Raw genomic sequence first — 13,727 nt, 5'->3', positions numbered from 1 at the left:
ATGTGTGCTTACCGGGTGCTGGTTGTAGATGATTCGGCCTTTATGCGCAAAATTATTACAGATCTTATTGTAAGGGATGAGTCGTTCAACATCGTAGGTACAGCCGCCAATGGCAGAGAGGCTGTAGAGAAAGTGAAAGAATTGCAGCCTGATTTGGTCACCATGGATGTCGAAATGCCTGAAATGAATGGTCTTGAAGCGTTGCCACTGATTATGGCAGCCCATCCGCTACCTGTCATTATGTTGTCAGGCATTAATGAACAAGGCATGAAGGAGACCATCATGGCTCTGGAGGCAGGAGCTTTCGATTTTATAAGAAAGCCTTCCATTGCTCATGCGCAAGATATTGAGCAGGTGAGCAAGGCGTTGCTCGAACAGATGCATACTGCTATGCAAGCAGTACGCAGCCGCTTGGAGCGCAAGGAAGCGAATGAGCGCAAAGCTGCAATGGAACAAGCGAAAAAAACGCCAATGGAAAAGCCACCTGGACAGGCTGCGGCTGAGAAACGAGCTGGAAGTCAAGCTTCGGCAGACAAGCCTCCTGTTGTTCCGCTTGCTCCTCCACCTGCTGCATCGGCTCAACCAAAGAAAGATGCTGGGAAGTCCGTCCCAACAGCTGCCAAGCAGGAAACTAAAAAGCAGCTGTCTCGAACATCTGCTACAGGTGGCCGCATAGACAAGCCAGCTGTTCAGCCAAGGAAACCAGTGCAAGCACCTCATGTGCAGAAAAAAGAAGACTTGTCCATGAGTACGGGAATAACGTCGGGACAGCTGAAGAGCTCTGATCCGGCTGCTGGCAAATCAATACAGGGTAAGGATAAAGCAGGGCTTGTCAAGCCGGAGTCACGGAAGACGGTAACTTCATCAGCTTCTTCCGCTCCTGCGGCTGCAACGCCTCCAGTAACAGCACCTACAAGTCCAGCTGCACCACAGGGATTGTCACTTAAAAAAGGTGTGCATACGTCCAGCTTTCGAAAACTGGTGGCGGTCGGATGTTCTACTGGCGGACCACGGGCTCTTAAGACCCTGTTGGAGCGCATTCCTGGGGATTTTCCAGCTCCAATCGTTATCGTTCAGCATATGCCACCAAACTTTACTCGTTCGCTAGCACAACGTTTGAACACGTTGAGTCCACTACGCGTTGTGGAGGCTGAGCAGGGGATGACGCTAGAGACGGGAACAGCCTACATCGCACCAGGGGGATATCAGCTAAGAATTGTGCCTGGAGCCGGTGGTAAATACACGGTGTCACTGAAGATGGAGGAGGCTCGCAATGGTCACCGTCCTTCTGTAGATACGATGTTCGAATCGCTGCTCTCTTTAACCGCGCTGGAAAGACATCTAGTATTGCTTACTGGAATGGGTAGCGACGGGGCTAAAATGATGAAAAAGCTTTATGACGCTGGGGTTCAATCCACATTTGCTGAAAATGAGGAGACTTGTGTAGTGTACGGAATGCCCCGCTCAGCAGTTGAATTAAAATGTGTGCGCCACCTTCTGCCAATGCAGGAGATCGCCCCCAAGCTTGTACAAGTTGTGAAATAATCGGAGTGTAACTCATGGAGGAGGTGTCTCACAATGGACATGAACCAATATTTAAACATGTTTATTGATGAGTCGAATGATCATCTGCAATCTCTTAACGAAAATATGCTTCAACTGGAAAGCAACCCAACCGATCTAGGCATCGTTCAGGTGATTTTCCGTTCTGCCCATACCCTCAAAGGAATGGCTGCTACGATGGGGTTTGAAGACCTGGCATCGCTCACTCACCAAATGGAAAACGTTCTTGATCTGGTACGTAACAACAAGCTGGCGATGCATGAATTTATATTCGATACCTTATTTAAAGGTTTGGATGCCCTGGAATCCATGGTGCAGCACATTACAGAGGGAGGCGATGGAAAAGCGGATGTCTCCTCTATTGTATCTTCATTGCAATCTATCGTGAGCGGGGATTTCCTAAAGTCCGGCTCAAATGCTGCCACTGAAGAGTCTCCTTCTACAAAAGCAGGCACTAACGATAGTGCTGGATTGGTTTTGGACCAATTCCAGTATTCTGTACTGGAGCAATCGATTTCTGAAGGGCATCGTGTTCACTATATACAGGTAACAATCAGTTCAGAGAGCCAGCTGAAGGCGGCACGTGCCTTTATGGTATTCAACACACTGGAAAACTCTGGTGAAATCGTCAAGGCCTATCCGTCCGTACAGGATATCGAGCAGGAAAAATTCGAACAAAGCTTCTCGTTATATTACATAACGCAGAAAGAAGTTGGGGAGCTGGAAAAGGAAATCACGGGTATCTCTGAAATTGACACGGTCTCAGTGGTACAACTGGATCAGGAATCGCTTAAACAAATGAGCGAAGTTACTGCTGGACTTGCTGAGACAGCGGCGGTACAGGAAGCAGCTGTTGCCGTGCAGCCACCCGCTCCATCTCAGCCGCAGTCTCCAGCTGCGGCCTCTGTTGCCAAGCCAGCTGCAGGTAAAGCGCCAGCAGCCAAGGCGGCTGCTCCTACGCACAACCGTACGATTCGCGTAGATATTGAACGTCTGGATGTACTTATGAATTTATTCAGCGAGTTGCTCATTGACCGTGTGCGCTTAGAACAGTTAGCCAGTGAGGCTTCCAATCCAGCACTGACGGAAACGGTTGAGCATATGAGTCGTGTGAGCAGTGATTTGCAAAATGTTGTTCTCAAATTGCGGATGGTACCTGTAGATACTGTTTTCAACCGTTTCCCGCGTATGGTTCGCGATCTGGCCAAGTCGCTGGATAAAAAACTGGAATTGGTTATTACTGGAGCAGAGACTGAAATGGATCGGACGGTTATCGACGAGATTGGTGATCCTCTGGTGCATTTGCTACGTAACTCCGTGGATCATGGCATCGAGTCGGTAGCCGACCGGATTGCAGCTGGTAAACCAGAAACTGGAACCGTTCAACTGCGTGCTTTTCATAGCGGTAATAACGTATTTATCGAGATTGAGGATGATGGGAACGGGATTAACCGTGAAAAGGTACTAAACAGTGCTATTTCCAAAGGGATTTTGACAGCAGAACAAGCAGCTTCCATGACCGACGAGGAAGCTTATCAAGTATTGTTTGCTCCGGGCTTTAGTACAGCTGCAGTCATTTCAGACGTATCAGGACGCGGTGTCGGTCTGGATGTTGTTAAATCTAAAATTACCGCTTTGGGTGGTAATGTTACGGTTCACTCCACATTGGGCCAGGGCACTAATTTCTCTGTACAATTACCGTTGACTCTATCCATTATTGCAGCCATGATGATACAGATCGGTTCTGAAAAATATGCGATTCCTTTGTCTTCCATTGTGGAAACTGCGATCGTCAAGCGTAAGCAAATCCGTTCTGTGCATGGCAATAAGATGATTGCTTTCCGCGATTCTCATATCCCGCTTATCTCCTTGAGTCAGCTGTTTGAGGTACCGGACTTCAACGAAGATGAAGAAGAAGAGACAGAGGTCGTGGTCATCCGTAAGGGAGACCGTCTGGCAGCTCTTTCCGTACAGGACTTTTTGGGACAAAGTGAAATCGTCCTTAAAAATCTGGGCAAGTATCTTCCAAACATCCAAGGAATTTCAGGTGCCACGATTCTGGGTGACGGTCAGGTTGCTTTGATCATTGACCCGAATGTTTTCATTAAATAATGTCTTCATTAAAAATAAAAGAAATATGAGATTGCGGACATCAATAAGGAGGGTTTTTAAACATGGGAGAAGAAATTAAAGTTATCGTATTTAAGCTTGGTGAAGAGGAATACGGTGTTGAAGTAGAAAAAGTCCAATCTATTGAACGCATGGTGCCGATTACACGGGTTCCGAGAACTTACGATTTTGTTAAAGGTGTATTCAACATGAGAGGCGTGGTTATTCCGGTTATTGATCTTCGTGGCCGTTTTGGATTACCAGAAGCTGAATATACCGATCAAACACGTATTATTATCGTTGCTGTGGGCGAGATGCAAGTCGGCTTTATCGTGGATTCAGCGAATGATGTTATTGACCTGAATACTGACAACATTGAGACACCACCGGAAGTGGTTGGCGGTGTTAAGGCTAAATATCTTCGCGGAGTTGCTAAAATTGGTGAAGAACGTCTGTTGATTATGCTGAACTTGTCCGAAGTTTTGAACCGTAGCGAAATGAACCAACTGGAAGGTTTAGAGGATTAATATATGGAGAATCTGGGAAATCTCGAAGACTTCAAGTTGGATGTATTGAAAGAAGTCGGCAACATTGGCTCGGGGAACGCTGCTACAGCGCTCTCCCGGCTTCTCAATAAACCAGTCGATATGGGTGTGCCCAAAGTGCAAATGCTGCCCTTTGAGGAAATTGCGGACAAAGTCGGCGGAAATGAACAACTTGTTGTTGCAATATTTTTTAGAGTCGAAGGGGAAGCCCCTGGTAATCTATTCTTCATATTGCAACCTCAGGCGGCGAAAAGCTTACTTTCCCGTTTGGCGAATATTCCTTCGGATGACGAGGATAGCTTTAACGAAATGGAGCATTCAGCTCTGTCGGAGATCGGTAACATTTTAGCAGGCTCCTACCTTTCTTCGTTGGCGGATTTCACACGTTTATCCATGTATCCAACAGTCCCTGCGCTGGCACTGGATATGGCAGGAGCTATTCTCAGCTACGGACTGCTGCAGTTTGGGCAGATGGGGGATGCTGCTTTATTGATTGACACATCGTTTCTGGAAGGGCAGAATCATATTGAGGGTCAATTTTTCCTGATTCCTGATCCAGAATCGTTCGGGAAAATCTTTAGGTCGTTAGGAGTCCCGATGAACGATGATTGAGGATAAAAGCATCATTAAAGTCGGCATGGCAGATTTAAATGTTACCAGCAACCCGAACTCGATTCGCACGACAGGGCTTGGCTCCTGCGTCGGATTGACCCTCTATGATCCTCATTTGAAACTGGCAGGCATGGCACATGTGATGTTACCGTCCTCGGATATTGCGCGTGAAGGGCAGTTGAATATTGCCAAATATGCGGATACAGCACTGCCAGAGTTATTTGAACGAATGTTGAAACTGGGTGCTGAACGGCGCAGACTGATTGCCAAAATGGCAGGAGGAGCGCAGATGTTTGCCTTTGCAGGTAGTGGAGACACCATGCGGATTGGCCCGCGCAATGTAGAATCGTGCAAGGAAATGCTTGTAGATCTGGGCATTCCTTTAATTGCGGAAGATACGGGTGGCAATTATGGACGAACGATTGAGTTGGACTCTGAAACTGGCGTTTTGAATATTCGAAGCGTACAAAAAGGTGTAAAGGAATTATAAACATGTTATTTGGTAGCTTACGCATTAATCTTTGGTCTGGAGTAGTCGGATTTATTCTGACTTTTGTGTTGTCCGTTGGCAGCAATCTGCTGACCACGAGCTTAATTCGTGGCTTAATCGCCTTCGTTTTTTGGTTCCTACTTGCATTTGTGCTGCGCTGGACACTGGGTGTGGTAGCGCGGCCAGATCTGGGTAATGCCCAAGACCGGGCAAGCTCTCAGGTAGATGGCGTAGGGGGAAATCTGGACCTGACGACACCAGACGAAAATGAAAACCTGAATGAATTGCTGAAACCGAAACCAGAGCAGACGGACGAGGGGAATAATGGTTTTGCACCTTTAAACCCACCCAAGCTGGTTTCCAACAAGGACCCTGAAGAATTGGCCAAGGCCGTTCGTCACCTGACAGACAAATAAGGAGGGTGAAGCCGATGAACGAGCGAAAAGCCGCTCATTTGAACCATTCCGAGCTGTGGGAACAATGGAAAGAACACGGTGACAAGGAAGCAAAAAAGCAGTTAATTGAAAAGTATCTCCATATTGTGGAATATGTGTCGGGTCGTCTTGCAGTAGGCTTACCTAAAAATGTATCCAAGGATGATCTGGCGAGCAACGGTGTTATGGGTTTGATTGATGCTTTAGAGAAATTTGATTATGAGCGTGGTTTGCAGTTTGAGACTTATGCTTCTTGGCGTGTTCGCGGAGCAATTTTGGATGGTCTTCGTCAAGGAGATTGGGTTCCTCGTTCAGTTAGGGAAAAAGCGAAAAAAATCGAAGACGCCTACCAGCATTTAGAACAAAGGTATTTACGCACAGTAAGCGACGAAGAGATGAGTCATTATTTGGACGTCTCCGAGAAAGAGTTTCAAAGTATGATCCAAGAGGTCGCTGTAATGTCGATTGTCTCACTGGAGGACCCGATCCGCGAAGAAGAGTCGGAAACACGGCTTTCCTTGTTGGTAGATGAAAAGGCGAAAAATCCAGATCATAAGGTCAATGAATTTACACTGCGTGATGCCTTGGCACAAGGCATTGATAAATTAACTGAAAAAGAGCGTATCGTTGTTTCTTTATTGTATTACGAGGATTTGTCACTCAGCGAAATTGCTGAGGTCATGTCACTTTCTCCTTCGCGAATTTCTCAGTTGCATTCCAAAGCAATATTACGTCTGAGAGCGACACTGGACAAACAACGGGATTTGCTAATGCGTAAAGATTAACGTACGGGAGGTTACAGTAACAGTTAGACGGAAGGAGCACCCATGTGGAGAAGCAGTATGCTTTGGATCAGTTTTTAAAAGTGGTTGTCTCACCTGACAAACAATCCGCCTACTTGGAGTTTGCCAAACGTGAAGAAGGCTTTGCCTGTTCTGTGGAAGAATTAGAACGTTTTCTAAGCAACCAAAAAATATCCTACGGTGTAATTACCGATGCAATCCGCACATTTGCGGCAAATCCGGAAGATCATTTCTTCGGGAAATTACTGATTGCTCAGGGAAAGCAGCCGATCCACGGTACAGACGGAAAAATTAATCTGGCCGATATTGTGACCGGTGAAGATGCACATAAGCCACTTGAAACTGTGGATGGACGGGTAGATTATAAAGAATTAACTCGTCTAAGAAATGTAAAACGTGGACAACTGATTGCCGAACGTGTGGATCCTCTGCCAGGTGCACCAGGGATTGCTGTAACCGGAGAGGAAATTCCTTTTCTTCCAGGTAAAGAGGCACGCTTTAAAGTTGGAAAAAATGTAGTGATCCATCCGGAAGGCGTTGCGATGTATGCGGCTATTGATGGTTTAGTGACTACAACTGAAAAGGGCAAGCTTAATGTGTTCCCTGTGTATGAAGTGAATGGGGATGTCGATTATAGCGTCGGTAACATTGATTTTGTTGGAACCGTCGTCATTCGCGGGAATGTCTTGACCGGTTTTCGCGTTCGGGCGGCTGGTGACATTCGTGTCATTGGCGGTGTGGAAGGCGCTGAAATTGAGGCAGATGGTTCAGTGGAAATCAGCGGCGGTATTATCGGATACCATAAAGGATTTGTGAAAGCTGCACAAAATGTGAAATGCTCGTTTATACAAGATGGTAACGTGATCGCGGGAGCCGATGTGCTTGTATCCCAGAGCATCATGCATTCCCAGATCAAAGCGAGTAATAATGTAATCTGCGAAGGCACAAAAGGGCTTATCGTAGGTGGCAGTGTACAAGCTGGTAAAAAGGTAGTGGCTCGTACCGTCGGTAACACGATGTCCACAGCTACTAATATTGAAGTGGGTGTGCTTCCCGAACTGCGTGATGAACTGACAGAACTTCGCGCACGGTTGAAGCAACAGACAGACAGCCAGGATAAAACGAACAAAGCTCTTACAATATTGGATCAGCTAGCGGCTGCTGGACAGCTCGCACCTGACAGAATGGCTATGCGAATCAAGCTGACATCTACTAAAAAATCTAATGAACAGGAACTTTTGGAAACTAAGTCCAGAATGCTTGAAATAGAACGAACATTAGAAGATACGAGCCGCGCCCGGGTAGAAGTGAAAAATGTAATTTATGGTGGCTCTAAGATAGTTATCGGCAGATATACAAAATTTATTAAAGATTCTGTGGAAAGAATGGCGTTTTATTATCATGAGGGAGATATCAGCATGTCCTCCTACATGTAATTCATTACACTGATAATAATTCAATTTATTATATTTCTCGGTAGTCTGATACGGATGCCCAATCGGAAAGGGTGTGGTCCCATGAGCTTGAAGGCTGTTGAATTGCAAATTGCTGTACCTCGCACCAGTGAAGCAGGCAAATACCATAGTGAGTCCCAGCAGCGGCCAATGAATGACCAGGCATTACTTGGACAAAAGACTGCGCTGGAGACGGAGAACATGCGTCAGCGAAGCAGTGCCATAGATCAGTCTGCGGAAACATTCGTCGGTGAGAGGCAAACAGGTGAGCAGAGCAAAGATTCTTCCCAGCAGAGCCGCTCTCGCTCAGATGAGACTGAGCTGCCTAAGGAGCATCCGGCAGAGCATCCGTATAAGGGACATCATATTGATTTTTCGCTCTGATCCAATGGGTGGAGAAGCGTTATAAAAGGAGACGATGGGCAGTGGATCAACCATGGATTTATATTGTTCTGCTGGGAGCCGCAGCTGTTGTCTACGCCTGGCTTCTGCCAAAGCGCCAGCCAAGCCGGGGAACAGAAGAGGCCGTCGTTCAAAAGGTTGAGGCTACATTGGAGCAATATATGGCCGATATTGAAAACGATAATGACGAGCTGATTGAACTCGTATCTGGTATGAAGCAGGAGCATGCGGTTAAGCAGGCAGCATTACAGGAGCAAGTAGCTGAGCTTCGGAATCGTATTGTGGAGCTTGAGCGTCAGGCAATGCTTGCTACCGTCTCTATGCCAATCTCAGATTCAGAAGCTTCTTTTGTAACTTTAGAGGAGCAAACGGCATTGCAAGAGCCTCAAACTGAGCAGGAACAAGAGTCCATCCGAGATCGTTATCAAGAGTTGTTCGCGATGCATGAGCAAGGCAAGTCGGTGGATTATATAGCTAAGCAATCAGGCATCCAGCGGGGCGAAGTACAGCTCATATTACAACTCGCGGAACGGGAGGATGTGACATGATCAAAAACCGCTCATTTATGTTAGGCATGGGTACTGGTCTTATCATGGGGGCATTGCTGCTGCAGCTGGCAATAATTGGTCAGGGGCAGTCGCAGCAATCTTCGGCAGACCCGAAAAACATGACGCGAGAACAACTAGAAAAGGCAGCAGCCGAGTTAAATCTTCAGATCAGTGACAGTTCTGATCCGAAAATGACAGAAGAGGAATGGCGTAATAAGCTGATCAAGGAAGGCAACAAGACTCCAGTTGCACCTCAAAAGGCTAAACCAGCTCAAACGCCTTCAACACCTAAGGTACCTGCAAACAGCACATCCTCGGCTGCTTCTAAGCCTTCGACCAGCACGTCAGTACCACAAAGTCCGAACAAGCCGGAAACTCAAAGAGATGGCACTACAGCCACTCCCAATATTCCCAAGCAGCCTGCCACTCCACAAGTGCAATATAGCATTGCATCAGGGAGCAATTTAAGAAGTGTGGCATCTGGATTGGAACGGGCAGGAGTCGTATCGGATGCTAGTGCATTTGAGGCAGCAGCTAAGGCTCAAAAAATCAATACCAAAATTCGTACAGGCACCTATCAGTTTGCTAAAGGTGAGGATTTCAGTTCTATTATTACTAAAATAACGAAAAAGCCGTCCAACTGACCTAATCGGGAAGAGGACGGCTTTTTATTTTTTTCGATGCGAACGAAAGTGATTTTTATTGTTTAGTTCAAAGTGGGTATGAAGCGCCCACAATAGCTTACAGCATAGCCTATTGCAATTCAGAGCTAGTTGGACATAAAAAGACCCCTGAAGGATTCAAAGGTCATCTCCTGGCGGATTGCACCACGGTGTATTGTTAAAACTATCCTCAATTTGGATCAATATTCAGATCTATCGGAGAGGGATATAAAATAAATTGAACACAAATTAACGCTATGAAATAATCGATAGCGGCATTGATGAATAAAAAAACAATAAAACAATTCTATTCCTAATTTTCTCTATTCATCTTGTCCCGTATATCGGTGGATTCTCCGCTCTGGGTTATTATCCTATGCATCTGCACCATGGGTCTTGGAATGGGGTTCTCCATGATGCCGCTCAACACGCATGTTCTGAACTCTGCGCCTCGCCGCCTGGTGAGCCGAGTCACACCATTGACAACAGCGGCTCAGCAAGTTGTCCTCTCGTTCGCGGTCGCAGGCCTGACGGGTTATCTGACGTCGCAAATCGCTTCCCACACCGCAAATGCGGGAGCGGACGCGAATCCGTTGAATGCTGACGTCGCGGGTTACGGCGATACGTTCTTCCTGCCCACGTGCCTAACGACTGCGGGTGTAGCTCTGTCGCTCCTTCTGCGTAAACCGCAGCAGCAGGAAGAAGAAGGTACCGTCGGCGGGGACAGCTAGGACCCAGCGATGATGGGGCACTAATCGGGAATTGGTACCGATTTCGATCGTGTGTAAAAAGCCTTGGCCGTTAGTCTGTCATGGCTTTTTACTGTACGCCCAGCATGGCGCCATCTATATTGAACAGATGCGGCTAACAGGGCACATATTGGAACTATCTGTCCGTTCAATGCGGTGCGAGAGTCTAACACTTTATTGTCACAAACATTTTTCTAAGAAGCCAGGCAGATGGAAGTGTACGGGTTGCTTTTTACACCGTTTCAATTATTGTCGAAAAGCTGGTTGCAACGCTGCAAGTGTTATGGTATATTAATTGACGGTGTTAAAAACGCACGTCGGTTAATTTTATAAAGGGTGCTTCCAATAGGAAGTCTTTATAAAAAATGATGTCGGCGGAGGACACACAAAAAAACCAAACTTAGGAGGTGCGTGAAGATGGCAGTAATCTCCATGAAACAGCTTTTGGAAGCTGGGGTTCACTTTGGTCACCAAACACGTCGCTGGAACCCGAAAATGGATCGTTATATCTTCACTGAAAGAAACGGTATTTACATCATTGACTTGCAAAAGACAGTGAAAAAGGTTGAGGAAGCTTACAACTTCGTAAAAAGCATTGCAGCTGAGAATGGTACAATTCTGTTCGTAGGCACGAAGAAACAAGCGCAAGATTCTGTTAAAGAAGAAGCAGCACGCGCTGGTCAATTCTACATCAACCAACGTTGGTTGGGTGGTACACTGACTAACTTCCAAACCATTCAAAAACGTATTGATCGTTTGAAACAATTGGAAGCTTGGGAAGAAGATGGTACATTTGCTGTTCTTCCTAAAAAAGAAGTTATCATTCTTCGCAAAGAAAAAGATCGTCTTGAAAAATTCTTGGGCGGTATCAAGAACATGAAGGGCCTTCCAAGTGCTCTGTTCATCATTGATCCGCGCAAAGAACGTATCGCGGTTGCTGAAGCTCGCAAATTGGGTATCCCAATCGTGGGTATCGTTGATACAAACTGCGATCCAGACGAAATCGACTATGTTATCCCAGGTAATGACGACGCGATCCGCGCTGTTAAATTGCTGACAGGTAAAATGGCTGATGCAGTTATGGAAGCTAACCAAGGCGAAGAAACTACAGCATAATATTTCTAATCGGAAATATCTATACGAATTAAATGAAAAGGGTGGTTGGTAGGTGGAAAACCTCTCACTACCCTTTTTTTAAGGAATAAAGCTCGCATATACCACTGAAAATCAAATTTGGAGGGAAATAATATGGCAGTTAATGCTAGCGCAGTAAAAGAGCTTCGTGAAAAAACAGGCGCAGGAATGCTGGATTGTAAAAAAGCGCTTGAAGAAGCAAATGGTGATTTGACAAAAGCGGTTGAAGTTCTACGTGAAAAAGGACTTGCAGCTGCAGCCAACAAAGCAGGCCGTATTGCTACTGAAGGCGTTGTTGAATCCTACATCCATGCTGGCGGCCGTATCGGCGTACTGGTAGAAGTAAACTGCGAAACAGACTTCGTGGCGAAAACTGACCAGTTCAAAGATTTTGTTCGTGACATTGCAATGCATATCGCTGCATCGAACCCTCGTTATGTTCGTCGCGAAGAAGTGCCACAGGAAGAGATTGAAAAAGAAAAAGAAATCCTGAAAGCACAAGCTTTGAACGAAGGAAAACCAGAAAAAATCGTTGAAAAAATGGTTGAAGGCCGCATCGGTAAATTCTACGAAGAGTTCTGCTTGCTGGAGCAATCTTTCATTAAAGATCCAGACAAAACAATCTCCACACTGATCAACGAGAAAATCAGCACGATTGGTGAAAACATCTCCGTACGTCGCTTTGTTCGTTTCGAACTGGGTGAAGGTCTGGAGAAAAAAGAAGACAACTTCTACGAAGAAGTTATGTCTCAAGTGAAACAATAATTACCAACGATCGGTAATTGCATATGAATAAACAGAAATGGAACACATCGGTGTTCCTTTTCTTGCAACAGGACACCTATCCTGTTACATAAAGAATATATGAAATTGGAGGGTGATCATTTGGAAAAACCTGTGTTTAAACGTGTTGTTCTGAAAGTTAGTGGGGAGTCGCTGTCAGGTCCTAACGGTTACGGTATTGATGCGGATACTATTGCGTCGATTGCTGAGCAAGTCAAGGACGTGGTGGAACTAGGAGTAGAAGTTGCTATTGTGTGCGGAGGCGGTAATATCTGGCGTGGTATTGCTGGAAGTGCCAATGGCATTGACCGGGCAACGGCAGATTACATGGGTATGCTCGCAACGGTGATGAACTCACTGGCTTTACAGGATGCTTTGGAACAAATTGAAGTACCTACGCGTGTACAAACATCCATCGCGATGCAACAGATTGCAGAACCTTACATCCGCCGTAGAGCTATCCGTCACTTGGAAAAAGGTCGGGTCGTAATTTTTGCTGCAGGTACGGGTAATCCGTTCTTCTCGACTGATACTACAGCTGCTCTACGTGCCGCTGAGATTGAAGCAGAAGTGATTCTGATGGCTAAAAATAAAGTAGATGGTGTGTACTCCGCCGATCCGTTTAAAGATAGCACAGCTGAAAAATATGAGCAGCTTACGTATTTAGATGTGCTTAACAAAAATCTCGGTGTCATGGATTCTACAGCTTCCTCGCTGTGCATGGATAACAATATTCCGTTGATTGTCTTTGCTATTACAGAGCAAGGTAACATTAAACGTGTCGTACTGGGTGAAAAAATTGGTACGATCGTCAAAGGGAGTGTAAATTAATGCCACAATCTGTGAAAAAGAGCGCTGAAGAGCGCATGCAAAAAGCAATCCAGGCATTGCAACGTGATCTTGCATCTTTGCGTGCAGGACGGGCAACACCAGCATTACTGGACCGTGTGCAGGTTGAATATTACGGCGCAATGACTCCAGTCAATCAGCTGGCGAATATCAATACACCTGACAGTCGGACCTTGATGATTCAGCCTTGGGACAAATCTTCTTTGGCTGATATCGAGCGTGCTATCCAAAAATCAGATTTAGGTTTGACGCCTTCGAATGATGGTAACACCATTCGTCTGAGTATTCCTGCTTTAACGGAGGAGCGCAGAACTGATTTGGTGAAGCTGACGAAAAAGAGCGGTGAAGAAGCAAAAATCGCTATTCGTAACATTCGTCGTGATGCAAATGATGATATCAAAAAAATGGAGAAAAGTGATATTTCCGAGGACGAATCTCGTAAGCATCAGGAAGATATCCAGAAGACGACTGACAAGTTTATCGCTGAAGTAGATAAAGTTTTAGCTGCAAAAGAAAAAGAAATTATGGAAGTTTAAAAAGATTGGCAGCCCCTCCCTTACGGTGGGGTTTGTCTCTTTTCAAGCCTGAGG

At 45.9% G+C, this 13,727-nt stretch carries 16 protein-coding genes; all 16 read left to right on the top strand.

Translation table 11 applies throughout. From position 1 onward, the window contains the following. Positions 1–1,545: a chemotaxis protein CheB gene (locus tag G9G57_RS21110; RefSeq protein WP_164965508.1), complete on the top strand. Its 1,545-nt coding sequence runs from the start codon at positions 1–3 to the stop codon at positions 1,543–1,545. 33 nt (positions 1,546–1,578) lie between these two features. Then, a complete protein-coding gene (locus G9G57_RS21105; RefSeq protein WP_016820967.1) occupies positions 1,579–3,675 on the top strand; it encodes a chemotaxis protein CheA in 2,097 nt (698 codons plus the stop codon). Positions 3,676–3,737: 62 nt separating this feature from the next. Beyond that, a complete protein-coding gene (locus tag G9G57_RS21100) occupies positions 3,738–4,199 on the top strand; it encodes a chemotaxis protein CheW (protein ID WP_013370696.1) in 462 nt (153 codons plus the stop codon). Between the two features lie 3 nt (positions 4,200–4,202). After that, the gene (locus G9G57_RS21095; RefSeq protein ID WP_013370697.1) at positions 4,203–4,829 is read left to right on the top strand and encodes a chemotaxis protein CheC; all 627 of its coding nucleotides are present in this window, start codon (positions 4,203–4,205) and stop codon (positions 4,827–4,829) included. Beyond that, complete coding sequence (locus tag G9G57_RS21090; protein ID WP_010346358.1) at positions 4,822–5,319, top strand: chemotaxis protein CheD; 498 nt, start codon at positions 4,822–4,824, stop codon at positions 5,317–5,319. The genes G9G57_RS21095 and G9G57_RS21090 overlap by 8 nt, the downstream gene beginning before the upstream one ends. A gap of 2 nt (positions 5,320–5,321) precedes the next feature. Next, the gene (locus G9G57_RS21085) at positions 5,322–5,735 is read left to right on the top strand and encodes a hypothetical protein (protein WP_013370699.1); all 414 of its coding nucleotides are present in this window, start codon (positions 5,322–5,324) and stop codon (positions 5,733–5,735) included. Positions 5,736–5,749: 14 nt separating this feature from the next. After that, positions 5,750–6,538, top strand: a complete 789-nt coding sequence (locus G9G57_RS21080) for a FliA/WhiG family RNA polymerase sigma factor (RefSeq protein WP_016820968.1) — start codon at positions 5,750–5,752, stop codon at positions 6,536–6,538. 44 nt (positions 6,539–6,582) lie between these two features. Continuing rightward, positions 6,583–7,992: a DUF342 domain-containing protein gene (locus G9G57_RS21075; protein ID WP_038978127.1), complete on the top strand. Its 1,410-nt coding sequence runs from the start codon at positions 6,583–6,585 to the stop codon at positions 7,990–7,992. An 81-nt stretch (positions 7,993–8,073) separates the two neighbouring features. After that, a complete protein-coding gene (locus G9G57_RS21070) occupies positions 8,074–8,394 on the top strand; it encodes a hypothetical protein (protein ID WP_017427934.1) in 321 nt (106 codons plus the stop codon). 41 nt (positions 8,395–8,435) lie between these two features. Beyond that, positions 8,436–8,960, top strand: a complete 525-nt coding sequence (locus G9G57_RS21065; RefSeq protein WP_164965507.1) for a DUF6115 domain-containing protein — start codon at positions 8,436–8,438, stop codon at positions 8,958–8,960. After that, positions 8,957–9,604, top strand: a complete 648-nt coding sequence (locus G9G57_RS21060; RefSeq protein WP_164965506.1) for an endolytic transglycosylase MltG — start codon at positions 8,957–8,959, stop codon at positions 9,602–9,604. The genes G9G57_RS21065 and G9G57_RS21060 overlap by 4 nt, the downstream gene beginning before the upstream one ends. Before the next feature lie 431 nt (positions 9,605–10,035). Continuing rightward, positions 10,036–10,353: a hypothetical protein gene (locus G9G57_RS21055; RefSeq protein ID WP_226888625.1), complete on the top strand. Its 318-nt coding sequence runs from the start codon at positions 10,036–10,038 to the stop codon at positions 10,351–10,353. A 435-nt stretch (positions 10,354–10,788) separates the two neighbouring features. Next, the gene (gene rpsB / locus G9G57_RS21050) at positions 10,789–11,487 is read left to right on the top strand and encodes a 30S ribosomal protein S2 (RefSeq protein WP_013309916.1); all 699 of its coding nucleotides are present in this window, start codon (positions 10,789–10,791) and stop codon (positions 11,485–11,487) included. A 132-nt stretch (positions 11,488–11,619) separates the two neighbouring features. After that, entirely contained in the window at positions 11,620–12,270 is a 651-nt protein-coding gene (gene tsf / locus G9G57_RS21045) for a translation elongation factor Ts (protein ID WP_013370709.1), read from the top strand. Between the two features lie 120 nt (positions 12,271–12,390). Next, on the top strand, positions 12,391–13,119 hold the full coding sequence (gene pyrH, locus G9G57_RS21040) for a UMP kinase (protein WP_013309918.1): 729 nt from the start codon (positions 12,391–12,393) through the stop codon (positions 13,117–13,119). Next, entirely contained in the window at positions 13,119–13,673 is a 555-nt protein-coding gene (gene frr, locus G9G57_RS21035; RefSeq protein ID WP_014599669.1) for a ribosome recycling factor, read from the top strand. Before pyrH ends, frr begins: the two co-directional genes overlap by 1 nt. Positions 13,674–13,727: the final 54 nt, after the last annotated feature.

The organism is Paenibacillus sp. EKM211P (genome assembly GCF_011066175.1).
In the GTDB taxonomy this organism is placed as follows: domain Bacteria; phylum Bacillota; class Bacilli; order Paenibacillales; family Paenibacillaceae; genus Paenibacillus; species Paenibacillus polymyxa.
This window is presented reverse-complemented; position numbering and strand designations above follow the sequence as displayed.

Excerpts from the sequence above, each read along its gene's own strand:
- G9G57_RS21110 (WP_164965508.1), top strand. The coding sequence starts at position 1 with ATGTGTGCTTACCGGGTGCTGGTTGTAGATGATTCGGCCTTTATGCGC.
- G9G57_RS21105 (WP_016820967.1), top strand. The coding sequence starts at position 1,579 with ATGGACATGAACCAATATTTAAACATGTTTATTGATGAGTCGAATGAT.
- G9G57_RS21100 (WP_013370696.1), top strand. The coding sequence starts at position 3,738 with ATGGGAGAAGAAATTAAAGTTATCGTATTTAAGCTTGGTGAAGAGGAA.
- G9G57_RS21095 (WP_013370697.1), top strand. The coding sequence starts at position 4,203 with ATGGAGAATCTGGGAAATCTCGAAGACTTCAAGTTGGATGTATTGAAA.
- G9G57_RS21090 (WP_010346358.1), top strand. The coding sequence starts at position 4,822 with ATGATTGAGGATAAAAGCATCATTAAAGTCGGCATGGCAGATTTAAAT.
- G9G57_RS21085 (WP_013370699.1), top strand. The coding sequence starts at position 5,322 with ATGTTATTTGGTAGCTTACGCATTAATCTTTGGTCTGGAGTAGTCGGA.
- G9G57_RS21080 (WP_016820968.1), top strand. The coding sequence starts at position 5,750 with ATGAACGAGCGAAAAGCCGCTCATTTGAACCATTCCGAGCTGTGGGAA.
- G9G57_RS21070 (WP_017427934.1), top strand. The coding sequence starts at position 8,074 with ATGAGCTTGAAGGCTGTTGAATTGCAAATTGCTGTACCTCGCACCAGT.
- G9G57_RS21060 (WP_164965506.1), top strand. The coding sequence starts at position 8,957 with ATGATCAAAAACCGCTCATTTATGTTAGGCATGGGTACTGGTCTTATC.
- G9G57_RS21055 (WP_226888625.1), top strand. The coding sequence starts at position 10,036 with ATGATGCCGCTCAACACGCATGTTCTGAACTCTGCGCCTCGCCGCCTG.
- rpsB (WP_013309916.1), top strand. The coding sequence starts at position 10,789 with ATGGCAGTAATCTCCATGAAACAGCTTTTGGAAGCTGGGGTTCACTTT.
- tsf (WP_013370709.1), top strand. The coding sequence starts at position 11,620 with ATGGCAGTTAATGCTAGCGCAGTAAAAGAGCTTCGTGAAAAAACAGGC.
- frr (WP_014599669.1), top strand. The coding sequence starts at position 13,119 with ATGCCACAATCTGTGAAAAAGAGCGCTGAAGAGCGCATGCAAAAAGCA.